20 protein-coding genes and 1 pseudogene are annotated in these 23,808 nt (G+C 69.4%); 7 read left to right on the forward strand and 14 right to left on the reverse strand.

The features are described from left to right. Positions 1-491: pseudogene (locus ACFWU3_RS29450) on the reverse strand (hypothetical protein); the annotation flags it as partial. Positions 492-991: 500 nt separating this feature from the next. Between ACFWU3_RS29450 and ACFWU3_RS29455 the strand changes: the two are divergent. Both ACFWU3_RS29455 and ACFWU3_RS29460 read left to right on the forward strand, forming a co-directional pair. Next, positions 992-1,273: a hypothetical protein gene (locus ACFWU3_RS29455; RefSeq protein ID WP_384443755.1), complete on the forward strand. Its 282-nt coding sequence runs from the start codon at positions 992-994 to the stop codon at positions 1,271-1,273. Between the two features lie 491 nt (positions 1,274-1,764). Beyond that, complete coding sequence (locus ACFWU3_RS29460) at positions 1,765-1,980, forward strand: hypothetical protein (protein WP_384443757.1); 216 nt, start codon at positions 1,765-1,767, stop codon at positions 1,978-1,980. Positions 1,981-2,852: 872 nt separating this feature from the next. Here the strand turns inward: ACFWU3_RS29460 and ACFWU3_RS29465 are convergent. Beyond that, entirely contained in the window at positions 2,853-3,179 is a 327-nt protein-coding gene (locus ACFWU3_RS29465; RefSeq protein WP_384443759.1) for a TfoX/Sxy family protein, read from the reverse strand. A gap of 1,085 nt (positions 3,180-4,264) precedes the next feature. On the opposite strand from ACFWU3_RS29465, the gene ACFWU3_RS29470 reads away from it, so the two are divergent. The 3 genes from ACFWU3_RS29470 to ACFWU3_RS29480 all read left to right on the forward strand — a co-directional run bounded on the left by ACFWU3_RS29470 (position 4,265) and on the right by ACFWU3_RS29480 (position 7,530). Beyond that, positions 4,265-4,885, forward strand: a complete 621-nt coding sequence (locus ACFWU3_RS29470; protein WP_384443761.1) for a hypothetical protein — start codon at positions 4,265-4,267, stop codon at positions 4,883-4,885. Between the two features lie 129 nt (positions 4,886-5,014). Next, positions 5,015-6,883: a hypothetical protein gene (locus ACFWU3_RS29475; protein WP_384443763.1), complete on the forward strand. Its 1,869-nt coding sequence runs from the start codon at positions 5,015-5,017 to the stop codon at positions 6,881-6,883. Positions 6,884-7,071: 188 nt separating this feature from the next. Then, a complete protein-coding gene (locus tag ACFWU3_RS29480; protein ID WP_384443854.1) occupies positions 7,072-7,530 on the forward strand; it encodes a pyridoxamine 5'-phosphate oxidase family protein in 459 nt (152 codons plus the stop codon). 493 nt (positions 7,531-8,023) lie between these two features. Here the strand turns inward: ACFWU3_RS29480 and ACFWU3_RS29485 are convergent, their stop codons facing one another. Both ACFWU3_RS29485 and ACFWU3_RS29490 read right to left on the reverse strand, forming a co-directional pair. Next, entirely contained in the window at positions 8,024-8,494 is a 471-nt protein-coding gene (locus tag ACFWU3_RS29485; protein ID WP_384443765.1) for a hypothetical protein, read from the reverse strand. Next, entirely contained in the window at positions 8,491-9,792 is a 1,302-nt protein-coding gene (locus ACFWU3_RS29490; RefSeq protein WP_384443767.1) for a molybdopterin-dependent oxidoreductase, read from the reverse strand. Before ACFWU3_RS29490 ends, ACFWU3_RS29485 begins: the two co-directional genes overlap by 4 nt. A gap of 752 nt (positions 9,793-10,544) precedes the next feature. On the opposite strand from ACFWU3_RS29490, the gene ACFWU3_RS29495 reads away from it, so the two are divergent. Next, positions 10,545-11,873 carry a hypothetical protein gene (locus ACFWU3_RS29495; RefSeq protein WP_384443769.1) on the forward strand — a complete coding sequence of 443 codons (1,329 nt, stop codon included), beginning with the start codon at positions 10,545-10,547 and terminating at the stop codon, positions 11,871-11,873. Between the two features lie 30 nt (positions 11,874-11,903). On the opposite strand, the gene ACFWU3_RS29500 is transcribed toward ACFWU3_RS29495, so the two are convergent. From ACFWU3_RS29500 to ACFWU3_RS29540, 9 genes are all read right to left on the reverse strand, one after another. Continuing rightward, complete coding sequence (locus ACFWU3_RS29500; RefSeq protein WP_384443771.1) at positions 11,904-12,566, reverse strand: class I SAM-dependent methyltransferase; 663 nt, start codon at positions 12,564-12,566, stop codon at positions 11,904-11,906. A gap of 109 nt (positions 12,567-12,675) precedes the next feature. Then, entirely contained in the window at positions 12,676-13,296 is a 621-nt protein-coding gene (locus ACFWU3_RS29505) for a DUF2064 domain-containing protein (protein WP_384443773.1), read from the reverse strand. Next, positions 13,293-13,967: a glycosyltransferase family 2 protein gene (locus ACFWU3_RS29510; protein WP_384443775.1), complete on the reverse strand. Its 675-nt coding sequence runs from the start codon at positions 13,965-13,967 to the stop codon at positions 13,293-13,295. The genes ACFWU3_RS29505 and ACFWU3_RS29510 overlap by 4 nt, the downstream gene beginning before the upstream one ends. Beyond that, positions 13,964-15,022: an NAD-dependent epimerase/dehydratase family protein gene (locus ACFWU3_RS29515; protein WP_384443777.1), complete on the reverse strand. Its 1,059-nt coding sequence runs from the start codon at positions 15,020-15,022 to the stop codon at positions 13,964-13,966. The genes ACFWU3_RS29510 and ACFWU3_RS29515 overlap by 4 nt, the downstream gene beginning before the upstream one ends. Positions 15,023-15,297: 275 nt before the next feature. Beyond that, a complete protein-coding gene (locus ACFWU3_RS29520; protein WP_384443779.1) occupies positions 15,298-16,917 on the reverse strand; it encodes a nickel transporter in 1,620 nt (539 codons plus the stop codon). Continuing rightward, positions 16,914-18,254 carry a tetratricopeptide repeat protein gene (locus ACFWU3_RS29525; RefSeq protein WP_384443781.1) on the reverse strand — a complete coding sequence of 447 codons (1,341 nt, stop codon included), beginning with the start codon at positions 18,252-18,254 and terminating at the stop codon, positions 16,914-16,916. The genes ACFWU3_RS29520 and ACFWU3_RS29525 overlap by 4 nt, the downstream gene beginning before the upstream one ends. 89 nt (positions 18,255-18,343) lie before the next feature. Then, the gene (locus tag ACFWU3_RS29530; protein ID WP_384443856.1) at positions 18,344-19,966 is read right to left on the reverse strand and encodes a DUF4331 domain-containing protein; all 1,623 of its coding nucleotides are present in this window, start codon (positions 19,964-19,966) and stop codon (positions 18,344-18,346) included. Positions 19,967-20,886: 920 nt separating this feature from the next. Next, complete coding sequence (locus tag ACFWU3_RS29535) at positions 20,887-21,123, reverse strand: hypothetical protein (protein WP_384443783.1); 237 nt, start codon at positions 21,121-21,123, stop codon at positions 20,887-20,889. A gap of 459 nt (positions 21,124-21,582) precedes the next feature. Then, positions 21,583-21,804 carry a hypothetical protein gene (locus ACFWU3_RS29540; RefSeq protein ID WP_384443785.1) on the reverse strand — a complete coding sequence of 74 codons (222 nt, stop codon included), beginning with the start codon at positions 21,802-21,804 and terminating at the stop codon, positions 21,583-21,585. 321 nt (positions 21,805-22,125) lie between these two features. Here ACFWU3_RS29540 and ACFWU3_RS29545 point away from each other — a divergent pair, with 321 nt between their 5' ends. Then, positions 22,126-22,296, forward strand: a complete 171-nt coding sequence (locus ACFWU3_RS29545; RefSeq protein WP_384443787.1) for a hypothetical protein — start codon at positions 22,126-22,128, stop codon at positions 22,294-22,296. A gap of 18 nt (positions 22,297-22,314) precedes the next feature. Here the strand turns inward: ACFWU3_RS29545 and ACFWU3_RS29550 are convergent, their stop codons facing one another. Next, positions 22,315-23,691: a hypothetical protein gene (locus ACFWU3_RS29550; RefSeq protein WP_384443789.1), complete on the reverse strand. Its 1,377-nt coding sequence runs from the start codon at positions 23,689-23,691 to the stop codon at positions 22,315-22,317. Between the last annotated feature and the right edge of the window lie 117 nt (positions 23,692-23,808).

Below are 23,808 nucleotides of genomic sequence, written 5' to 3' on the forward strand. Positions count from 1 at the left end.
TTGGGCTTGTCGTGCTCGTCGTGCTTGCCGTAGTCCTTGTCGCCCTTGTCCTCGTCCTTGCTCCAGTCGTCCTTCTTGTCTTCGTCCTTCTTCTCGTCGTGCTTGTACTCGTCGTCCTTCTTGCCTTCGTCGTCCTTGTTCTGGTCCTTGTCCTTGTACTCGTCATCGGCGATGACGCTGGCGAGGGCGCCGCCGCCGGTGTGCATGCCGCCCTTGGGCTTGTCGTGCTCGTCGTGCTTGCCGTAGTCCTTGTCGCCCTTGTCCTCGTCCTTGCTCCAGTCGTCCTTCTTGTCTTCGTCCTTCTTCTCCTCGTGCTTGTACTCGTCGTCCTTCTTGTTCTCGTCGTGCTTTCCGGACTCGTCGTGCTGGCTGGAGGAGGAGCTGGAGTCGTCCTTGTCCCAGTCGCCGGTCGCGACGGCGTAGGCGGCGGGCGTGATCGCGAGAGCGGCGACGGCAGTCGCGGAGGCAAGGAGAAGGCGAACAGAGCGCATGGAGAGTGTCCTTCCGCTGCGGCTGCGTCAGCTGACACGTCGTCGGCTTGTTGGTCCGCAGCAGCAACGTGACTAACCGTCAGCACGTTTCCGATTCTTCGCCACTGGGGTTGGTACGTGCGTGGACAGGGTGGAGCATTGGAGTGCCGATGCGATCGGCCGTTCAGGGTCTTCCGCTTCGAGGGCGTGCGGATGTCTCTGGGAGCGGGCGTGCACCGTCTCGGGGAAGTGTCCGTGGCCGTGGCCGTGGCCGGTCGTTAGGACGTCGGTGCCCCTTCTGGATCGGCTACGCATGGCGGGCGTCACGGGGTCTGAGCCCTGCCCACCGACGATGGCTCGGACCCCGCCCCACCTTTCGCGTCACTCCGCTGGCTGCACTCTCGCCTCGGGTTTCGTTACGGGGTGTCGTCACACTGACGGCTCCGACGGGGGTGCATGGGGCGGGGCGGTTGCCTAGCGTCGCAGGCGTTCGTCAACTCCACCCATGAAAGGGTTTCACCATGACTGGCATAGCCCGCGTCCTTGCCGCGGTCACTCTCACCGCTGCTGCGATGGTCACTACGGTGACCACGGCGTCCGCAGCTCCCATCTCGGCTTCGAGCGCCGTCGCTTCTGAGCGTCACGTCGACGACGATGGCAAGTACGACGATCGTGAGGACGAGTACGGCGACACGTACGACGAGTACGGCGACTGCTACGGCGAGAAGTACTACTACTTCGGCGGCAAGGGCTACGACGGCGGCTATGACGGCCTGGGGATCTTCCTGAGTATCTACTGCTGACACAGCGGCATCACGGTGGCGGGCACCACAGAGCGCAGGTGTCCGCCACCCGCATGTTCACCGCCCGATCCGCTTGCGGCGAGGGTGGCAGATCGGGCGGCCGGGTGAGCTGGCGCGGGTCTGGCGCTGTCGCGTGCGCGGTGACCTGTCCGCCTGTTGGTCGTTGTCCACGTGACGCGTGGTGTTCCGCAGCACCGCCGCGTCGAAGGGGAGGCCCTGCAGCGCCGCCTGGCCCGAGGTCCCCTCGTTTCGTCGGGCGGGCAGCGTGTGCGGGGCCTTCTCTCATCTGGCAGGCGACCGCACCGACGATGGTGTCCACGGAGTCGCGATACCGGATCCGCTTCGGGCTGCGCGTCCAGGAGCCGCGGCTCCCGCAGAACGCTGGACGGTTACCGAAGAGCAGCGCGCCGCCCTCGGTGTCGAACCCTGCTCGCTGTGCCACCCCGGCACCGTTCTCGGCGTGCTGTGACCGGCTGCAGCACACTGGATGGATGGACGTGCTGGTTGTGGTTCACCGGCCTTCGGTCGGCGGGGGGCGGCGGGTGACTGTGCGCAGGCATGGCCGTGACGAGGTCCTCGGCGTTGCGTACTGCGATGACGACCTGATGGTGTTCCTCGACGCCGCTGGGTGGCTGGATGCGGAGCGGATCATCGATGATCCGGCTTGGGTGGAGTGGCGCGGCGGCCGCCGGTGGGGCGTGGCTTGAGCGACACGGAGTGTCTGCGGCGGTACGAGGACGCGCACGTTGCGGAGGTTGTCCACCCGGCTTGGGCAGAGCGCCATGCTGGCCTTCTGTTCCTTGTGCCGGCTCCTACAGATCGGCCTACACATTCACCTACAGTCTCCCCTACTGTGATCATCGGGGAGCGCCGGGCTGCTATGCAGGTCAGCGCCGGTTTCCGCGCTTCCGGCGGTGTCGACCACCGCGGTGGCCTTGCCGGTCCGCGGCACGTTCACCACTGCGGCGAAGGGCCCGCTGCGGCCCTGATGCGGTACTGACCGCGCCGGAGGACGGGCTGCTGGTGCACTTCGTTGAGGTCGACAACCATTCCGAGTCGGCCGTGGTGGTGGCGCAAAGGTGGCTGACTATCGGGCCTTCTTCCGCCGGCCCCTTGAGCCGTGAGACCTGGTCGCATCTGGAGACGACGGGAACGGCTGCGGTGTTCCGTGTATTTCCCACCCTCCATGATGCGACTGCCGCAGCCTGTTCGAGGTGAGGGCCGGACACGGCACGATTGCGGCGAAGCCGCCGCAGTGGGCGTACCTTTTATGCGATGAACCCACCGATACCGGCGCGGGCGGGTGTGGCGGCAACCGGCCCGTACCGGGAGGGCGGTGTGAGCAGGCCTACCGAGAGACGCTCAGGGTCGGTGCGGCCGCGCCGGGATCCGCTGAGAGCCGGCTCGAAGATTCCGCCCGGTGGGCGAGTGGCGGCAGCCCCGGGCCGCGCTGACGCTGATGGCAGTTGAGCTGACACCAATCGAACGTCGCTATGACGTGAACACCACGCGTCGCCCACGTCAGATAGCCGATCAGGCAACCAGCGCGTCATAGATGAGGTAGCTGGCCGTCTGCTCCTCACTTGGCGGGCAGGGTGCGCGTGAACATCAGGGCTGTGCTGACCCAGTGCTCCAGTGCTGCGTCCGTAAGAGTGTCCCCGGCGGCCCGTACCCAACCGCGCATTGTCCGCGTGCCCATGACCGCGCTGTGCGCTCCCGGACGCGCGAACGCTTCCCGCATGCCATCGGGGCCGACGCGTACCAGCAGGTCGTCGCCGCTCACTGCGATCACGAGATTCCCGTGATCGAGGAACGACAGCCCGCCAAACATCGGCTTCTCGGTGACGGCCGTCTCGTCCCCCAGCTGCTCGCGCACCCGTTCTGCCAGCACGTCGTCGTAGGCCACGAGCAGCAGACTACGCCTGAACCGCAAGTGATGCTGTCCTCCAGCCACGCCCCTCCGCTACCGCGTCGAATGCCTCCCTGGCTCCCTGTTGCGGCTCCTGATTGACCTGGTGGACCCCGAAGTTCACCAATGTCGAGGGAGCGGACGGTATGTCCGGCTCCGGCCACTACGCGGTGGGCGTATCCCCCTGGCTCTTCCTGTTTCTGTGGATCGTGCGCGTGGGCCCCGAAGCCGGGTACTGCGAGCCGTGTTGATGGCAGGAGCGGCTCTGCGGTTCGGGTCGGGGACCTGTTCGGGTGGGGTGAGAAAGTCCCCGACCTGCGCTGTTCGACCGGAGGTCGGCTGCTTCTCCATCAATCTGTTGATCTGACCAATCCGTACCGGGGGCCCGCGGCGAACCACAGGTGACGGGGCGACAACTGTGATGTGGTTCGGGAGGCTTGAGGGTGCGGGGACGGATAGCGGGACGCACGAGTGACGAGACGCGCGACGTCTCGCCCCGTGCACGTCTGCTGCGCCGGGCCCTGACTGTCACGGGTACCGCCGGGGCCTTCTTCGGCGCCGGTCTGATCGCCGCTTCCACCGTCTCGGCCGACGACCATCACGCTCCTGCCGCTGCATCATCGGTGAGCGCCGCTGATTCCGCTCATGGCAGTGAGCGGCAGTCCGACGGCCTTATCTCCGGTGTTACGTGGAGCGTCGGATCGCCTGTGCACGCGGACAAGCCGCCGAAGAACAAGAACCTGTTGAGCAGCCAGGGACGAGACGGCGCCCCTGCGTCGTCCGCTCTGCGTGTGGCGGCAGGCGATTCAGCCGGCAGCAAGATGACACCTACGGTGTCGGCCGAACAGTCACCTGCCGGCGCGAAGAAGCCCGAGAAGTCTGGTAGTGCCGGGCTCCCATCCCTTCTCGGTGCGGAGGGTGAGACGGCTGCGCACAAGCCTGCCCGCCGCCCCACGTCGGGTGTCCTGGGTGGGATTGGGCGTTCGGTGGGGGAGCTGACGTCTCCCGTGCTGGCGCCGGCGGGTCGTGTGCTGGCTCCGGTCACACAGACCTTGGCGCCCGTGACACGGACGCTGGCTCCGGTGACCGAGCCGGTCGCCGATCTGATCGCTCCCGTCACTGGCACGCCGGCCCCGATCACCGGGCCGGTGCTGCGTCCGGTCACCGAGCCGCTCGACCCGGTGCTGGAGCCGGTGACCGGCAGTACGGGCCTGGATGATGTGACCGCTCCGGTCGGCATCTCCCCGTCCCCGGGCCCCGCCGACGTGTTCCCGATACCGCCGTCGTCGTCGCCGGTGGTGCCGCCTGCTGTACCTGTACCTTCTCCCTCGAGGGGTGCAGACACAGCAGACGCCATCACCGTCCCGACCGCGGCCGCCGTGGCACACGGCTGGGATTCTGAGCCGACGTGGCATGGCAACCCGGCCGGGCACGCTTCGGGTTCGGCCGACGGCCAGGGTCTGAAGTCGGATGCCGACTGGTGGACGATGCCGCAAGGTCTGCCGGGCGGGGTGAACACCCCCGCCGGAACTGCCGGTAGCAGCGTTCCGTCCAGCAGCGGAAGCTTCTCCGGTCCGCTGCTGTGGACCGCTGAGCCTGGTGTGCATCAGTCGTGCGGTCGGAGCTGGCTGGCATCGACCGCATGGGATATGACCGCGTCCGGGCTGTTGTTCGACGCCCGCGGTCCGCGGATTCCTGGATGACGTTCTTCGAGTAGCGACGGACCACGGCACACACAGCGTGTGCCACATCCGGTCCAGCACCCTGCTCCTGCCGAGGGATCTCGGCAGCCGATGGGATGGCTGGGCTTCTCGAAAGGGACGCACATTCTCATGAACGTGAACCTCAAGCGCGGCCTGGTGGTCGCAGCGACATCCGGCGGCATATTCCTCCTGGGCCAGGTCGCGGCTCAGGCGTCGGAGCAGCCGGCGCAGCACGAGCGCGGCGGCGTCACCAGTGTCGTCGACGGTCTCCTGGGCGGCGGGCAGCAGCAGAGCAAGAGCCCGTTTGGTCCGGCGGCCGACGCCAGCTCGTCGAACAAGACCGGCGCCGCCTCCGGTGACACCGGCCGCGGCGATGACGGCGGCAACGCCTCCAGCTCGAACAAGGCGCAGTCGGGGAACACCGGCTACTCCGGCAACTCCGGGTCGACCGGCGGGAACAAAGCAGGGAACATCTGCATCCTCGCGGACTGCACCGCCCACGCCTCCTCCGCAGACTCCGGGAACACCGGGAAGACGGGCGACTCCGGGAACGCATCCAACTCGTCGCACACGTACGGTGGCGACGCCGGCCGCGGCGGGGACTCGGGTCCGGCGAAGGCGCACGGCTCCAGCCACGCCACCTCGAACGCCAAGCAGAGCAGCTCGGGCCACCACAGCAGCGGCAAGGGCAGCGCTGACAGCAGCTCTTCCTCCTCCAACCAGACCGGTTCCGCCTCGGGTGACACCGGTCGCGGGGGTGACGGCGGCAACGCGAACAGCAGCAACCAGGCGCAGTCGGGGGACACCGGCAACTCCGGCAACTCGGGTTCGACCGGCGGCAACCAGGCCGGGAACATCTGCATCCTGGCCCGCTGCGAGGCCACGGCCACATCCGGCGACTCGTGGGACACCGGCGACACCGGCAACTCTGGCAACGCCACGAACGAATCCTGGACGTCCGGCGGCAACGCCGCCCGCGGCGGTGACTCCGGCCCGGCCCACGCCATCGGCATGGCCAACGCTGCCGCGTGGTCGGAGCAGCGCAGCTGGGGCCAGCACGGTCAGTACCGGATCCTGCCCGCCTGCAGCAGCGCATGGGGCCACGGCAGCAGCCGCGGCAGTGACGCTTCTACGCAGGCCGACAACCGTACCGGCGCGATCTCGGGTGACACCGGCCGCGGCGGTGACGGCGGCAACGCGAGCAGCTCGAACACTGCCCAGTCGGGGAACAGCGGCAACAGCAGTGACTCGGGTTCGACCGGCGGTAACCAGGCAGGGAACATCATCATCCTCGGTGACAACGAGCAGCGCCGTGACCACCGTGGCGGCGGTCACGGCTGGGGTGCCTCGGACTGGGGCCACCGCTGGATGAGCGGCGGGTCGAAGGCGTCCGCCACCTCCGGCGACTCCGGGAACTCCGGCGACACCGGTACGACGGGTGACGCGTGGAACAAGTCCTGGACCACCGGCGGCAACGGTGCCCGCGGCGGTGACTCCGGCCCGGCGCATGCCACCGGCGCGGCGCACAGCAAGGCCGATGCCAAGCAGCACCAGAAGGAGTCGTATCACTGGGGCTGGACTCGCCACCACAACAGCGGCAACAGTGACGCGTCGTCGCAGGCCGACAACCGCACCGGTGCGGTCTCGGGTGACACCGGCCGTGGCGGTGACGGCGGCAGCGCCACCAGCGACAACCAGGCCCAGTCCGGCAACAGCGGCGACTCCGGTGACTCCGGTTCGACCGGTCGTAACCAGGCCGGCACCATCGCCATCCTCGGCAGCAATGGCTGGGGCGGCCACCACGGCTGGAAGCACCACGACAACAAGAAGAACAGCGCCTGGGCCGGCTCCGGTGACTCGGGCATGACCGGCAGCACCGGCGACACGGGTGACGCTTGGAACACGTCGCTGACCGATGGTGGTCACGGAGCCCGCGGCGGCGACTCCGGCGCTGCGCACGGTAAGGGCATGGCGCACAGCATGGCCCACGTCGACTGATCTGACCGCCTGCATGCGGCAACCAGTTGATTCTTCAGGGCTACACCCGCTTCGGCGGGTGCAGCCCCGAACCCCTTTCAACCACGGCGCGCGAGGACGCGTCGGCCCGAACTGCGCCCGGGGCCCTTTTCGGGCGTTGGGCTGATGACGTCTATCAAGTGCTGGCAGCGGAAGATGTTGATCACGCAATGACTCAAGGACCGGTCATTCCCCCACTGTCCGACAGCGCCCTATCCAGCCTGCTTGGCGATCAGCAGTTCGGCACGTTCGCCACCGTCAAGCGCAATGGCCATCCCCACCTGACCACCGTGCTGTACACGTGGGACGCCGAAGCCTGCTTGGTGCGGTTCTCGACGAAAGCCGACCGGATCAAGATTCTGTCCCTGGGGCGCAACCCGCGTGCGGCGCTGCACGTGCAAGGCGGCGATGTGTGCTCGTTCGTGGTCGCCGAAGGCGAGGCAGAGGCCTCCGAGATCACGACGGTGCCTGGTGACGCAGCGGGGCGGGAGATGCTCGGTATCGTCTCGAAGGCCGCGAGGCCCGAGGACGCTACTGCCTTCCTGAAGCAGATGGTTGCCGAGCGCCGGGTGGTCATCCGGTTGAAGGTGGACCGGCTGTACCAAACGACGCTTGACATCCTGGGCTAGGGCAAAGCGGGTCCATGCTGGTCACCGGACTCGGTGAGAGTTTGGGCCGCTCCGAAGCCGGCCCAGGCCTGGTGGGCGGGCCCGAGGTCCTGCGCAAACCCTGCTGTCCAGCAGGCCCTGTCACTGTGGGTGGAGCCGGTTCATGGGGCATTCCGCGTTGCGGGGCGCGGGGAGAATGTCGCGGTCAAGTCGCGGCCTATCGGATGGAACATTACTACGTGTGGCAGGATGCTCACGGTCCGGCCCGCAAGCGCTCCCCGCTCTGCGGGCCGGACTCGTGTATTGCTGTTCGGTCTCAGCGGAGGTGGCGAGCAGGCGCGCTCGACTCCTACGGGCGCGGGCGGCGGTGGTAGGGCCGAAGGACCATGGAGGCAGGGCGAGCGTCGTGTTGCGGGAAGCGGCGGCTCTTCTGCGGCGTCGGACCGCCGAAGACGTCCAGTCCTCCGGGGAATGCAGGAGGCGGCAGAAGAATGGTGAGATCTGACGCGGCTCCTCAGAGTCCGGGTGGGTCTGTTCGTCGCCTGGTGCGGTGGGCGGGGAGCGTCCGTAGCACGAGTGTGAGGGCCGAGGCGGTGAGGAACGCGGCGGTCAGCAGCAGCCAGTGCCAGAGGAACACTTCGATCTGCAGTGTGGTGTAGGGCTCGTACCGTTGTGAGGTGCGCAGGATCAGTGGGAACCACACCAGCAGGAGCATGCCGGAGAGGAAGACCGGGACGCGTACGTAGTTCACCGCCGGTGTGGGCGAGGCTCCGCGGCGATGGAGTGCGCCGGTCAGGGCTCGGTCGGCGAGGCTGTAGAGCGGCAGCAGGACCAGGTCGTGCAGCAGGGCCGCCCCTACGAACCACAGGACGAGTTCGAGGACCTGCCCATTGTCCAGGAGACGCAGGCCCGCGTATGCGGTGACGGCGAAGGACGCGAGCATCAGCAGGGTACGCAGCGGTTCCGCTGCGGCGCGGCCCCTCACGTGGTGTCCGCGGGATTGCCGAAGGTGAGGGTCGTGACCCATTTGGTGTTGTGCACCCCGGGGTTGGCCGGGACGATCACCCGCGCGGGGTAGCCGTGGTCCAGTGACAGGTCGGCGCCGTTGACGCGCAGGGCCAGCAGGGAGTCCGGGTCGCGGACCTGGTTGTCGCGCAGTGCGGCGGACCTGAACGAACCGCTCCGCTGCAACGACTCCACCAGGACGCCGGGCGGTTGGGTGTCGTACCCGGCGAGTGCGGCCAGGTCGGCCAGCCGTACCCCGCTCCACTCCTGGTCTGTTGTCGACCATCCCTCGACGCAGGCGATCGGCAGGTGGGCTGTGTGCTGCGGCATGGTGAGCAGCCGGTCGCGGCCGAGGACGATCTCCCGGCCGGCACCCCGCACGGTCAGTCGCCAGCGCGGCCCGACATCGCTCTCCCGGATGCCGCGGGCCTCGGCGGTCTTGTTGATCTGGAAGCCGTTCGGGCCCGTGCCCGGGTTCTGGCCGCGTGGTGCGAGCAGGGCCGTTGTGCGCAGGGCTCCTCCGATGCTCTGCCCGGCGGTGACCGCCAGCATCACCAGGGAGCCCAGCCCCACCATGCCCAGTGCGCCGCGCCGGGAGATCGTGGGCGCGGCGGGCGCCGGCGAGACGAGTCCATCTTCGTCCGGCGACTCCGGTTTGGTACGCCGGGTGGGCGTGCGCAGTTCCTCGCGCAGGCTCCGGCCGCGCAGGGCCGCTCGCACCTTGCCCATCCGCAGAGCGACGTGCACCACAAGGGCGGCGAGGAAGATCCAGGCGCCGTAGAAGTGCAGCGGGTAGAAGGACCCGGGGAAGATGTACTCGAGCTGGATGTTCAGCACTCCGGTGACGAACTCGAACAGTGCGCCACCGACCAGGAGGATCAGGGAGATCCGCTCGAGAGCGTGGCCGAGGGACCGGATGGGCGGCCAGGCGAAGAGCCGCGGAATCACCGACCACAGCTTGGCGAGCAGCACCGGGATCAGGACCAGACCGACCGTCACATGCATGCCCTGCGTGAGGCGGTAGAGCCAGTACGGGCTAGTGGGCCAGGGGAACAGGTAGAAGCCCAGCAGGCCCTTGTCGGGGGTCATATCGTTCGGCGGACCGAGCCCCGGGTTGTAGGCGGCGTACGACAGCATCCCGGTCCCGGTCACCACGGTGAGTCCGACGAGCAGGACGACCCCGAGGACGGAGGTCAGCCACGGTCCGCGCAGCGGGCTGCGCCAGAACTCCGGGCGCGACGGTCCGGGCGGCGGCCGTCCTGCCAGGGCGGCGCGCAAGGCCGCGGCGGGGGAGGGGCGTCGGCGCCGCTGCGTATGTGCCGTCGCTCCTGCCGCGGGTCGTGTCCGGGGTGCGCGCGTGGACCCCGGCTCCTGCCCCGGCCCCGGGATCTGTGTCTGCTGCGCTGGTAGTCTCGTTGCGGGTTCCGGCTTCGGCCCGCTGTCCGGTGGCGGATTGTCCGGGTGCTGCGAGGGCTGCGGCTCCGCGGGTGCGGGCTGTGTGGCCGACGGCCCGGTGTCCGGCGCGTGGTGCTCGTCCTCCGCTGGCGCGGCGTCGTCGCCGGCTCGTGGCGTGGCGGGTGCCGCCGGATCCCCCTTTCGCGCAGTGCCGGGAGGCGCCGGGGTAGGTTCCGGCTTGTCGCCGTTCCGCTCGTGCGGCGGCTTCGGTTCTTCCTCTTCGCCCCCGGCGGCGTTGTCGTGCATGGCGTGGCGGTTCCCTTTCACCCTGGGGGCTGGTGCCCACCAACGGGGCCGGCTCCGACGCTATGTCAGCCGCCCCGTGATCGGTCGGCAGGACGCTGCCGAGTCGGTGACGTCTGTGACGTCTGTGACGTCTGTGACGTCTGAGCGGCCGTTTGGGTGAGGTGCTTTCGCCGGCAGATCTGACGGCCTGGTGACATCCGCTCGCTGCGCCGGGGCGGCCGGGGGCTCGTCGCTACGGTGGCCCGGTGAGTGACCCGCCCCAGCAGTCGTGGGAAACGCGCCCTGCGTCCCAGCCTTCGGCCGTCCAGCACGCCGGGGATGGTCTGTTCATGGATCTTGTTGCCGTCGCGGTCGCCGTGCTGCTTTTCACGCTGTCCGTGGTGATCGGCCGCCATCTGCAATTCGCGTACGACGTCCTGCACCTGGGCTGGCCGCCGCTGTACGCGACGTGGCGTCCGCACACCGGCCCTGGTACACCGGCTGCGCTGGCCGTGGCGGTGCTCGTCGTCGCCTACGGGCCCACCGCGGCTCTCCGGGCCCGGTGGCGGCTACTGCTGTGGGCGGCGTGGGGCGGGTCGATGGCGTGGTGCTGGTCCCTGGCCCTGGTCGACGGCTGGAACGAGGGTGTGGCCCGCCGGCTGACCACCGGTTACGAGTACCTGCAGGAAGTCCCCAGGGTTGACGACGTCGGTCACTTCCTCGCCACCTTCACCGACCACATCCTGCTGGGATCTCCCGACAACTGGGTTCCTGACGTGGCGGGCCATCCGCCGGGCGCGCTGCTGACCTACGTGCTGCTCGACTGGGTCGGCCTGTCCGGCGGTGCCTGGGCCGCCGCCTTCACCATCACGGCCGCCTCGTCCGCCGCCGTCGCGGTGCTGGTGACCGTGCGCGCGCTGTGCGGCGAGAAGATGGCCCGCCGCGTCGCTCCGTTCGCCGTCCTGTCGCCCGCTGCGGTCTGGCTCGCGGTTTCCGCGGACGGCTACTTCACCGCCGTCGCGGCCTGGGCGCTCGCGCTGCTCGCCCTCGCCGCCACCCGCACGGCACGGCACCCACGACCAGTGGCCGTATGTTCCGGCCTGCTGTTCGGCCTGCTCTGTTACCTGTCCTACGGGCTGGTGCTGGTCGGGCTGATCGGGGCCGCGGTGCTGCTGGCGACCCGGACGTTGCGTCCGCTGCCGTGGGTGCTGCTGGGCGTGCTGCCGTGGTTCACCGGTTTCACGACGGCCGGATTCTGGTGGCCCGACGGCTACGTCACGCTCGTCGAGCGCTACTACCAGGGCGCGGCGGGGATCCGCCCGTACGGCTACTTCGTCTGGGGCAACCTCGCCGCGAACGTGCTGACGGTTGGACTGGCGACGGCCGCGGGACTGCGCAGAGTCGCTGTCGCCCTGCCGGCTGCCGCCCGCGGGCTGCGGAGGACACCGGCGCACGGGACGGCCGCACTGGTGCTGCTGGTGGCAGGTGCCGGGTGTGCGATCCTCCTCGCCGACCTGTCAGGCATGAGCAAGGCGGAGACCGAACGCATCTGGCTCCCGTTCACCCTGTGGCTGCTGCCCACGGCCGCGTTGCTGGCCCGGCGCAGTCATCGCTGGTGGCTTGCCGTGCAGGCCTTCGTGGCCCTCGCGATCAACCACCTGCTGTTCACGGGCTGGTGACGGCCAATTACCTGCGGGGGGGCTTGGATGTCAGCGTGAGGTGAGGGTCAGGAACGGACGGCCCGAGGCCTTCCACTGTCCGGTCACCGTCCAGCCCGCACGCTCGGCGCGGCGCCGCATCGCGGCCGGGCCGAGCCGGGCCCAGGGGAACGGGGAGCTCCGCCCGCCGGCACCGTTCTCCAGACAGACCTCGACCTCTTCCTCCACCTCCGCGCATGCGGCCTCCGCGACCAGCACACCGCCCGGCGCGAGCAGCTCCTGGACACGGGCGAGCAGCATGACCGGGTCGCCGCCCAGCCCGATGTTGCCGTCCATCAGCAGGGCGCTGCGCCACAGCCCCTCGCCCGGGAGCGGATCGAACACCGACCGCAGCAGCGCCGCACCGCCCAGACTGCGGGTCCGTACGACGGCGGCAGGGGAGGGGTCGATGCCGAGCACCGCACTTCCTGCACGGGCCAGTTCGGCCACTATCCGGCCGGGTCCGCAGCCGATGTCCAGCACCGGGCCGATACAGCGGCGCAGCACGGTCCGGTCGGCGGCGTCCGCCCGGGCGCACCAGCGTTCGATGTCGAGCGGCAGCCGGGACCCGTCGGGCCGCCGCAGGTAGAGCGGCCCGGATCCGGAGCGCAACGCGACGGCGTAGGGATCCTCGCACCACGGAAGCGAAATGGCACCGGCCGCAGGCGACGGCATGGACGTCACCGCGCGGCCCCATCCCGGGGCACAGTACGGGACAGAACACCGGAGGGCAGATCCGCCGGCCACGCGGTGACGGGCGGCGTTCTGGTGGGGACTGTCGTGGTCATCGAGCTGTTGTACCGGCAAGCCGCGCCACTGCCGCGGCGAAGCGGCTGCCCGGCGTTTCGGCCGCCACCGCCCGCGCGTCGCCGGCCGTGTCGACGTCCCGCAGCCGGGGAAGGTCGCGCACCGTCAGCCCCGCATCGACCAGCCGCCGCTGCACGGCGCCGGTCTCCGGCACCGACATCGGCACGCCCAACAGCAGGCCCGGATCGGGATCCGCCAGGCCGAGCGCCCAGAATCCACCGTCCTCGGCAGGCCCGATCACGGCGCCGCCCCTGGCGAGTTCCAGCCCTTGGGCCAGGAGCGCGGGAGTCGCTTGTGGGGTGTCCATACCGATCAGCAGCGCCGGTCCCGAACAAGCCGCGAAGGCGGCGGCCAGCCGCTCGTCCAACCCGCCCCCGATCTGCGGCACGACGTCGATACCGGTCGGCAACCAGGCACCGGGCGCTCCGTCGAGGACGAGGACACGCCGCGCTGCCGGAGTGGCCCGTACCGCGTCCAGGGTGTCGGATAGCGCCGCCTCGGCCAGGCGGGCGGCCTCCTCGGCTGTCCACCAGGGGGTGAGCCGGGTCTTGACCCGCCCCGGCACGGGCTCCTTCGCGATGACGAGCAGCGTGGTCATGCCCTCTCCCCGGCCGGTTCCGAAAGGACCGCCCGCATGTCGCGCACCGCCTGCCACGTTCCCCGCCAGGTCCCGGTGACCTTCGACTTCCCCGTCCGGGGCAGATACGGCACGTCCAGCTCCGTCACCCGCCAGCCCGCGTCGGCCGCGCGGACGACCATCTGCAGCGGGTATCCGCTACGCCGGTCGGTGAGGTTGAGGCCCAGGAGGTCCTTGCGGCGCGCTGCCCGCATCGGGCCGAGGTCCCGGAGCGACAGTCCGGTGCGGCGGCGCAGCATGCGCACCAGTGCTAGATTCCCGGCGCGGGCGTGCAGGGGCCAGGCACCGTGCGCCTGGGGCCGTCGCCGGCCCAGGACCAGGTCCGATTCCCCGTCGGCGACTCGCTGCACGAACTCGGGCAGGAGGTCGGGGGCCAGTGATGCGTCGCAGTCGCAGAAGCAGACGTACTCCGCGCCGGCGGCCAGCAGTCCGGCATGGCAGGCGGCGCCGAATCCACGGCGCCGCTCCTCGACCACGGTCGCGCCCAGCGACCGCGCCAGCTCCGCGGAACCGTCCGAGGAGCCATTGTCGACCACGATCGCCCGCCACCCGGCCGGAATCCGTGCCAGGACCCAGGGAAGGGCCTGTGCCTCGTTCAGGCACGGCAGGACCACATCCACGGAGGCATTCACGCGGGCGCACCCCGCAGCCCGGCCGTCGAGAACTCCGCCATGCCCTCGGCGAAACCGACCACTGGCTTCCAGCCCAGCTCGGCCTTCAGACGGGACGAGTCGGCAGTGATGTGGCGTACGTCGCCGAGCCGGAACTCCCCGGTCACCACCGGGGACGGCCCCCCGTACGCGGCAGCCAAGGCACCCGCCATCTCGCCCACCGTGTGCGGTGTTCCGCTGCCCGTGTTGTACGCGGTGAGCACGCCCGGCTCCCGGTTGCCCACCGCCTCCAGCGCCAGCACATTGGCGTCCGCGACATCGCGTACGTGCACGAAGTCCCGCCGCTGGCGCCCGTCCTCGAAGACGCGGGGCGCCTCGCCGCGCTCCAACGCCGAACGGAAGAAGGAGGCCACCCCTGCGTACGGGGTGTCGCGCGGCATCCCCGGTCCGTACACGTTGTGGTAGCGCAGTGCGACAGCCCTGCCGCCCGTCGCGCGCGCCCACGCAGCCGACAGATGCTCCTGAGCGAGTTTGGTCGTCGCGTAGACGTTGCGCGGATCGGCGGGGGAGTCCTCGCCCACCAGACCGGGTGTCAGCTCCCGGCCGCAGAGGGGGCATTCGGGCTCGAACCGGCAGGCCTCCAGCGCTGTTACTGGCCGTGGGCCGGGTCGGACTTGGCCGTGCATCGGGCAGTCGTAGCGGCCCTCCCCGTACACGACCATCGATGAGGCCAGCACCAGCTCACGGGCCCCGGCCTCCGCCATCGCCGCGAGCAGCACCGCCGTGCCCAGGTCATTGCAGGAGATGTACTCGGGTGCGTCGGCGAAGTCCTTGCCCAGGCCGACCATCGCCGCCTGGTGGCAGACCGCGTCGATGCCGCGCAGTGCCCGTGTCACGTCTTCGCGATCCCGGACATCAGCCCGGATCGACTCGGCGTCGGCAGTCATCGGCGGGGCTACGCCATGGGCCGAGGGGAGAAGGGCGTCGAGGATGACCGGATCGTGGCCCCGCGCGGTGAGGGAAGCGGCGATGTGCGTGCCGATGAAGCCCGCGCCTCCGGTAACGAGTACTCGCATGTCGCCAACGCTACGGCTCGGATCATGATTTGCCGCCGCCCCGCGCCGGGCCGCGGGCCCTCTCGGCCGCAGTCTGCTACATCCTCGCCGCGGGACGACGCAGGAGGCGGCACCGGACACGCGACAGCTGGCCCGGTGGTGCGGGGGGCTCCACCGGGACGGGACGAGCGGAGAGCCCCATGTGCCCGACCGGTCAGCCGACTTGAGCCCGGTACTGTCGATCAGGGGACGCCATCTGCTCGCGCGGGTCGTGCCGTGGGTGCGCTGCGGCCTGTTCACAGGCTGGTGACGGCGCGTGCGGCAAGGCCGATGCCGACGAGGAGGACGAGTGCTGCGGTGGCGGCGGGGCCGATGCGCGCGAGTGTCTTGAGTCTTGCTGAGGCGCGGTGGGCGGTGCGGGCGGTGATGCGGTCCTGGACGCGCACGAGGAGGAGACCCGCGAGGGTGAGGGTGGCTGCCATGCCGAGTCCGTAGCCGAGGACGAGGAGGATTCCGAAGGCGGTCCGGCCGAGGGCGACGGCGCCGAGGAGGACGATCAGTGCGGACGGGCTGGGGACGAGGCCGCCGGCGATACCCATGCCGATCAGGGCCCACCGTCCGTGTCGGCCGGTCGTGTGCGTATGAGCAGCGGTTTCGCCGGCGCGGTGGTGGTGGTGGGGGCGTGCTGCCGGCGGTTTGGTCATGACTGTGGTGCCGCCGTCCGGTGTGGCTTCCTCCGGTGCGCGGCGTGACCGGGGTAGCCCGGGCAGCGGCTCATGGCTGTGGGAGTGCCCGTGCCCGTCGTGGTGATCGTGCTCGTGCCCGTCGTCGTGATGACGATCGTGGCTGTGGCTGTGAACGTGCGGGGCTTGGCCGCGGAGGGTGCAGTAGAGGAGCCGGGTGCCGATGGCGGTGACGAGGAGACCGCTTGCCAGGCCAAGCCAGGCGAGGACGGTCTCCCCGGCGAGGTGGGTGGCGACGGGGAGGGCGAGGCCCAGGATGAGAACGCCCGTGGTGTGGGTGACGGTGACGGTGGCGCCGACGGTGACGGCGTCGCGTGGTGTTCCGCGGCGGCCGGCCAGGTAGGCGGCCATGATCGTCTTTCCGTGGCCGGGCAGTGCCGCGTGGGAGGCGCCGAGGATCACCGCGAGGAGCAGTGCGAGGAGGCCCACGGGAAGGGTCAGTTCGCGGCTGCCGACCAGCGTGTCCTTGTTCAGCACGGTGGTCACGGGCCCGGCGCCCGGCAGGCCCGGGGGCACGATCCGGGCGGCCGTTCCTCCGCCGGGCATTGCTGTCAGTTCGGCCGTTCGCTGGTCGAGGGGGGCAACGAGAGGATCTTGCGGGTAGTGGCGTAGCTGGCCGGTGGATGAGACGGCGGGGACGGTGGAGTGGGCGAGGGTGACACCGATGCTGGTGGCGGTGATCTCGTGCCAGCCGATACGCCGGCGGTCGTAGTGGGTGACGGCCCGGATGTCGGAGGGCGCGGCCAGGCTCGCTGCACTGACCAAGCTGCAGGTGAGCCTGCTGGTCTTCAGGCCGGCTTCGCCGGGATGGAAACTCAGGCTGCTGGTGCCCTGCTTCCAGTCGGCTTTCTCACCGTCGATGTCAACGCTCAGCTGCGGGCCGAGCGTAGAGCACGCTGTGCGCGCGTACTCAGCTTGCTCGGGAGCGGTGACGGTCCCGTCGTGGTCCTGGTCGATGAGCGGGCGCTGCTGGGCTGCTGCGATCTCGGCGTGGTCGACCACGACCACCGCCTCGACCCTCGTGGGGCGCAGCGTCAGCGCGGTGGAGTAGTTGACGGTGAAATTCCCCAGAGGGTGCGCGGCGGCCGACGGAGCTGCCGCGATTTGGGGTGCGATGAGCAGGGTGGCTACGAGCGGTGCGATCGCCAGGCGTCGGCGGCTTGGAGTGTTCACGAGGCGTTGTCGATTCGCCGGAGGGTGTTGCGCGCCTGTGCGGCGTGCAGGGGGTGGAAGTGCGGGTCGGTGGCCAGGGCCTGGTCAAGGTCGCGCCGGGCTGACGTGGTGTCACCGAGGGCCTGATGGATGATGCCGCGGTGGTACAGGAAGAGCGCGCTGCGGGTGCCCAGCGCGAGAGCCATATCGGCCTGTTCGAGGGCCTTTTCGTCGCGTCCGGCGCGGTGCAGGGCCCAGGCGTAGGCGTCGTGGACGGCGATGAACGGACGCTCCCGCACGGCGGCTTCCGCCATGGTCACGGCGTCGTGGGGGTCGCCGTGGTCGGCTTCGAAGTAGATCGCGTCGACATCTGCTGGGGTGCGGCCGGCTCTGCGGATCATCTCCTGGGCGCGCAGGACCGCGTACTGGGCGTCTGCCTCTGCGGAGTGGCCGAGGGACTGCTGGAGTTCACCGAGCCCCAGGACATACGGCGCAAGCGGGGCTGCTGCGACCGCTGCGGTGTAGTCGGAGACAGCCTGGGCCGTGTGACGTGTGGCCGCGTGGCCCTTGGCCCGGGCCTCCAGCAGGCCCGGATCGTGTGGTGCGAGGACCAGCCCCTCCTGCGCCTGGCGCAGGGCGGTGGCCGCATCGCCGGTGTCGAGGGCGAGGGAGGACAAGTGCGTGTGGGCGAAGGCGCGCTCCCCGGGTGTTCCGGCCGCCCGCAGCGCGCGTTCCATCAGCGCCGTGGCCTGAACGGTGTCGCCTCGCAGTTCGAAGACGTAGGAGGCGCGGGCCAGGGCGGGGCTGTCCGGGCGCAGGTCGGCCATTTTCTGGACCGCCGCCTCCGCCTCCTTGTATCGGCCGAGCTGGGTGTAGGCGTCAGCGAGTACGCCGTAGGCGGCCGGCGTCGAAGGGCTGGTCGCGACAGCTTTGCGCGCCCAGGCCAGGGCATCGCGGAATTCGTGGCGGGCGGCGGCCAGCGCGCCCATGCCGATCTCGGCATGCAGGTTGTCGCTTCGCTCGAGGGCCAGTGAACGGCGCAGGGCCGTCTCCGCCTGGGCGTAGGCGGTTTGGTCGGCGGTCGTGCGGGCCTGCTGGACCAGGGCCATGCCGAGGTCCGCCCAGCTGACGTGGTCCTTCGGCAGCCGCTTCACTCGCTCACGCAGCGCTTCGATGCCCCGGGCCGGGTCGGCGGAAGCCGCAGCTGCGGCGGTGGCATCACGCGAGCCTGTCGTCGAGGGAGAGAGGCCGACGGCGCCGACGGTGAACATCACCAGTCCGAGGGCGATGGTGATCACGGTGTTGCGCAGGTGTCTGCGCTGCCCGGTCGGGGCGGGTTCGTCTTCGGGCCGGTACACAGGATCCTCCCCGGGCGGTGGAATGGGTGCGGATGCCCCGGGCGGGAGGCGTGAAGAACAGTTCCATCTCCCACCCGGGGCGAGTCGAATCAGCTGGTCTTGCGACTGCGACTGCGACTGCGGCTGCGGTACAGGCGGAAGCCGCCGAAGCCGAGGAGGACCGCGCCCAGGCCGCCGAGGGCGGCGGCGTTCTTGGTGGTGGACATCTCGGGTGCGTTCGGGCCGCTGTTGACGGACTTGGTGTGCGGGAGCGCCAGGTAGGGGAAGGACACGCCGAACGGCACCTCGTTGGTGTTGACCTTGTCGCCGTCGGCCAGGGCCGGGACGAGCTGCCCGGTCTGGGCGGCGCCCTCGACGGCCTGGAGGGAGATGTCGATGGCGTCGTCGGTGAGGCGGCGGCCGTTGGGGAAGCCGGCCAGGTCACCGGCGAGGACGCCGTAGCGGTTGGGGTTGGCGGTGGGCGGCACCGCCATGTTCAGGCGCAGTTCCTCCGCCGGCACGATCGTGCGCAGGTTGGCGTCGCGGTTCAGGCGGTGGGCGTTGAGGTCGGCCTTGATGGGACCGCACGCCTTGCAGATGCCCGTCAGGTAGATCTCGAACAGGTCCTTGCGCGGAGTGGCCGGGGCCGGGACGCCGTAGACCTTCTGGATCAGCTTGGGCAGGATCGGGTCGAGGACCTTGTCCACCACCGGCTGGACCGTGCGGTCCTGGCTCGGGTTCAGGGTGTTGAAGGCGTCCTTGAACTTCAGGGGGACAACGACCTCGTTGACCAGCGGGTTACCCAGCCGCGAGACCTGCTTCCACTTGCCACCGTGCTGCGTGCGGGAATCGGAGACCTGCACACCCTGCCGGTCGGTCGTCGACCACACGCCGATCACCGGGTTGCGCGAGGAGTTCCCCTTCAGCGCAAGCAGCCTCTTCGGAACCTGAATTGCGACGGAGTTGACGTTGTACCCGGCCAGGGTGTCCTGGCCACGCTCGGACAGGTTGCCTCCGTACAGCAGGTCGAAGACCCGCAGATCGGCGAAGAACGGGTCCTCCGCCTGACCGGCGTACGTCTTTCCGCCGCCCGGTAGGTTGACGATGGCCTGGTTGCGCAGGGCCGTGTAGTTGGGCATCGACGCCGGACCCACACGGGAGGGTGCCGCCGGTACGCCGGACAGGAGCACAGTGGACCTGCCGCCGGCCGTCAGGACCAAGTCGTAGACCTGCCGGAAGTTCAGGTCCGGGTCGTTGAGCGACGTGACCTGTCCGGTGTTGTACAGGAACTGGTTCGCGCTATCGCGGTAGCTGCTGCGGAAGCGCCAGGTGTACGTGACGTCAGCGTTTCCGTCACCGTTGTTGTCGATCTTGATGTTGTAGCGGGCGTCGTCCGCGAACGGGTAGAAGTTCGGGCCGCCGTTGGGCTCCTCGAACGGAAGCCAGTTCGCCAGCAACGTAACCGTGTCGGACTTGTCAGGGCTGGTGAACGCGTACACGTCCGTGTTGTCCGCCCGTGGGTCGCCCGCGATGAGCGGCGCCTCACGATGGCTGGATGCAGCACTGACCCCGGGAGCCAGAGTCATGGCAGCGAGGCCGGTCGCCAGGGCGCCCGCGCCCAGAACGAGGAGGGACTGATCGAGCACACGCCGCGAACGAGGCCGTGCGGAAGTGGACTTCAAGGCTGATCCTCTCGACTGCGAACCCTGCCCGGCCGCGCTCCGGCGGAGCATGCCGAACGGGGACGTCAGGTGGGGTGGCCGCAAGGTCAGAGAGCAGATCCTTCAGGCACCAGCGACAGCGCCATCACCTGCTGACCATGCGCACCGTCGTCACGCTCGGTGCGCGCCGACCGAAGGAAAGCACGTCACGGCTCCGCCCCAGAGACAGATTGCAAGACGGGTGAGCACGGCAGCCCCATGCTCGTGGGCCAAAACCCCTGGCCGGGGGCCTTACACCGCAGAAAAAGATAGCCAATCGAAAACTACGACACGCACCGCCCTGTTTAGCCCGAATGAGTGGACAGGGCTTATTGCAATGCATGCGCAATAAGAGAATGTGCGCGTCGACGTGCCGCATCTCAAATGATGCAGTCAGTGGAAACCAGACTTTCTACTCAAGGCCTGAGCAAGTGAAATGTATTGCGCGAGCGAAGAACGCTCGGGCATGCCGAGAGCCGAAGTCGCAGCGAGAAAGGCTGCAGAGGCGAATCCAGGGCAGCGCGGCAGAGGCCGCCGGCCATCTGACCTGCCTGACGCCGGGTCCCAAACCGGCGCCAGGCAGGCTCTGTGCTGGCAGCGTCTCACGTCCACCGTGCACAGGAGGCGGCAGAAGACCGGGGGGATCCTCCGCCACCAAGCTATTCGGCGCGGGCCACCCTTCGGGCTTGCCGCGACGTCTGCAGATCACCCGAATAGGCGCACCCTCCGACTGCGCGCGACGGCAAGCAGGAAACCAACACCGACTCGCCAGCTCGGCGTCCCTGGCGGTGAACCGCCGCCATGCGGAATTCCGTCGATGCCCACTTGTGTAAATTGTGACCGGTGCGACTCGGATTGGTCTTTCACGCGAAAACAAGCCTTTCGTGTGAATCCATCCAGTTGTGGTATCCCATTGGGCGCAGAAACGTTGATGCGGCGTGGAGCCACGTGAACTATGGGAACGCAACAACCTCCTGGCAGAGGCGTTCTGCACCAGCGACGACCGGGTCCGCCAAGCCCAGGCCGTCCTCGATGAGGCACAAGCCCACCGAACCCGCACACTCGCCGCGTTCGCCGTCACCATCGGCAGCGACGGAGCCGTCGCCGACCTGATGGGCCTGGCAGAGCGGGAAGTTCGCGTCGCCCGCCGCACAGTCGGCAAAGACGACGCCCGCGGCATCGCGGAACACCTTCTGACGACACCTGCCACGCCAGACGGCCACGAACCGTCGACACATCCGCCGCCGGAACAGCACCGGAACGCAGGGCCTCAACCACCTGCCCAACCGGCCGGATTCCCCACCCCGACACCGGAACCCACAATCAGCGCCCCCGTTCCCAGCCCCCGCCACGAACAAGAGACGCTCAATTGGACAGCCGGGATGGACTCCGTCCTTCGCTGGAGCATGCAGTCAGGCCTCGACCTGCAGGCTGTGGCAGAGGAACTCGGCGTCGACGCCAGTGCACTCCTGCTCCGGGCCCAGAACCTCGCAGCCGAAGGGCGACTCCTACCCCCGAACGCGCTTGACGCTCACAGTCAGTCGGGCCGCCACCGCCGCAGCGACCTGCCCTACGCCCCCGTCCCCGACAGTCCCGCGACCCTGTATCACTCCCCACCACCTGATCCCTGGGCGTACACCTGACACACCTCAGCCAACTTCCTGCACTACACGGGTTAGAAGGTCAACGTCGCCAAACAGGGCAGCGTTGCGAACCACGCGGAGCGCCAGACCCAGCACGCGGCCGTTGACCTGGTCGTAGACCTGGGCGAACGCTTCCTGATCCCCTTGCGCCGTCAGGATCATCAGCTGATCCAGGTCGGGCTGTTTCGATGCCTCTGCGGCATCGAGTCGGCGATTGGACGATGGCACCGTGCTTCCTTGCTGACGATGACATGGGACCGTTGCCCTGCGCCCACTTTCCTCATACGCCGGGGCCCAGTTCTCAATCGTGCGCACGGGCAGGCTCGGGCGGCCGCATTCGGTTGAGCGGTCGTGCAGTTGGCGTGTGCCGGGGCGCTGTGGTCAGATGCCGTCCGCACGGGGCTGCTCACCCTGGAGCACGCCCACTGCGCGACGTGCGGCGACGAGTACGCGGGGCCGTGGGGGCTCATCCCCGGCCAGCGCCAGGCCTCATGACGCCTTGTCAGTGGGCGGCGGCATCATGAAGGACATGAGCGAGGAGACCATCGCGTGATCCCCAGCTATCACCGGACGAAGGGCGGCGCCGCCCAGCTCGGCGTCACACCCGGCGAGCCGGGCCCCTTCGGTACCTACGAATGGGACCCGGCGCCGGAGGAGGCAGACCGGGGCGGGACCGTCACGGATCTGTCCTCCCGCCCCGGAGATCAGTTCAGCAGCTGACGTACGGCCGCTCCGCCGTCAGCGGTGGTGGGCGAGGAAGAGGCGGGCGCGCTCGTCGAGCTCGGCCGCTACCAGCACCCCGCGCGCCCGGTACGGGCTCAGGTCCCCGCGCAGCGAGCGGACCGCCTTGAGGGTCCGGGTGGACTTCACCCCGGCCATGGTGTCGATGGCCCGGCCCCAGGTGGCGCACGCCTGCTCGATGCCGCCCTGCTTGGCCTGCTGCTCGGCCTGGGCGACGAGGTCGAGCGCGATGATCCGCGCGTACGTCGCCCCCGGCCGGCTCGCGGTGGCGGTCGCGTAGCTGCGGGCGGAGTTGCCGCGGTCGCCCAGCGTCTCGAAGACCTTCGCCGTCCGGCTATGAACGGTGGCCGCGGGCGGTCCCCACACCAGAGCCCACAACGGCACCTCGTCGTCGACGCCCGCCGCGAGCGCGGCGTGGGCGCGGTCGACGTCGGCGAGTGCGGCTTGTCGCTGGCCGGTCTTGGCGAGCGCGTGCGCGTGGGTGACGGCGAACAGTGCCTCGACCTGCTGGTCGACCCGGCCCTTGGCCCGGTCCCATCCAGTCTCGGCCAGGGCCAGGCAGTGCTCGGGCCGGTGCAGCTTCATGCCCTGCTGCGACATGGTCCGCATCACGAACCCGTCCTGACCTGGGATTCCGGACTCCCGAGCGAGCCCCAGCGACTGCATGTAGTACCGCTGAGCGAGGCCCTGCTCACCGCTGTCGTACGCCTTCCACCCGCACAAGTGAGCTGCGGCGGAGGCGACGGACAGCGCCTCTGCGCGGACCTCTTCGCTGCTGAAACGGGCCCGGCACAGGTCACGGACGTCGGTGATCAGGTACTGCACGAACGCGGCCCGGCCGTGCTGGCCGCCGTGTTTCTCGTCCATATCCATGAAGAGCTTCACCATGTCGCGCACCGCGGCGACATCAGCGTGCCCGGCCAGCGCGCCGCCGCTGACGATACGGGTGCGGGCGGCGGCTTCCTGGACGGTCTCCAGCGGGAGCGTCGCCGCCGCCAGGGAGAAGGCGGAGGCAGCCAGAAAACGGCGGCGGTTCACGTCGGCCTCCCCGATGGCGGTAAGCGTCTCGATGGGATCGAAGTCCAGCGTCAGCCCGATGCTTTCATCTTCACCGTCCGCCGGGGAACCAAGTCCGAGGTCTTCACGGGTGATCCGGCGGCCCAGCCGGCGGGAGAGCGCTTCGGCCAGATAGCCGGGCGTGAGCCCGGAGGGTTCGGCGCCCCCGATCCAGTGGTGGACGGCCGACCGGTTGGTGCCCAGGCGCTGGCCGCTCTCCAACGCCACGGCCTTCACAGCGCGGGCGATGCCGTCGTACGCCAGCCCGGAATCGTCGATCAGCTTCTTGAGCTGGTGGTTCGCCGTGCGCTGGGTCATGGCCGACCGCCCTCGTATACGGGATATACGGCTTGGCGCGCTCCGTACGCTACCCGCCAACTCCCTTGCCCAGTTCACTGATTGACGAAGCCCGATGACGTTGTGTCAACGGGATGG

Origin of the sequence: Streptomyces sp. NPDC058685, assembly GCF_042714725.1 — a bacterium.
Taxonomy (GTDB): domain Bacteria; phylum Actinomycetota; class Actinomycetes; order Streptomycetales; family Streptomycetaceae; genus Streptomyces.

Excerpts from the sequence above, each read along its gene's own strand:
- ACFWU3_RS29505 (WP_384443773.1), bottom strand. The coding sequence starts at position 13,296 with ATGACCACGCTGCTCGTCATCGCGAAGGAGCCCGTGCCGGGGCGGGTC.
- ACFWU3_RS29530 (WP_384443856.1), bottom strand. The coding sequence starts at position 19,966 with ATGCTCCGCCGGAGCGCGGCCGGGCAGGGTTCGCAGTCGAGAGGATCA.
- ACFWU3_RS29460 (WP_384443757.1), top strand. The coding sequence starts at position 1,765 with ATGGACGTGCTGGTTGTGGTTCACCGGCCTTCGGTCGGCGGGGGGCGG.
- ACFWU3_RS29475 (WP_384443763.1), top strand. The coding sequence starts at position 5,015 with ATGAACGTGAACCTCAAGCGCGGCCTGGTGGTCGCAGCGACATCCGGC.
- ACFWU3_RS29495 (WP_384443769.1), top strand. The coding sequence starts at position 10,545 with ATGGATCTTGTTGCCGTCGCGGTCGCCGTGCTGCTTTTCACGCTGTCC.
- ACFWU3_RS29500 (WP_384443771.1), bottom strand. The coding sequence starts at position 12,566 with ATGCCGTCGCCTGCGGCCGGTGCCATTTCGCTTCCGTGGTGCGAGGAT.
- ACFWU3_RS29480 (WP_384443854.1), top strand. The coding sequence starts at position 7,072 with ATGACTCAAGGACCGGTCATTCCCCCACTGTCCGACAGCGCCCTATCC.
- ACFWU3_RS29550 (WP_384443789.1), bottom strand. The coding sequence starts at position 23,691 with ATGACCCAGCGCACGGCGAACCACCAGCTCAAGAAGCTGATCGACGAT.
- ACFWU3_RS29515 (WP_384443777.1), bottom strand. The coding sequence starts at position 15,022 with ATGCGAGTACTCGTTACCGGAGGCGCGGGCTTCATCGGCACGCACATC.
- ACFWU3_RS29455 (WP_384443755.1), top strand. The coding sequence starts at position 992 with ATGACTGGCATAGCCCGCGTCCTTGCCGCGGTCACTCTCACCGCTGCT.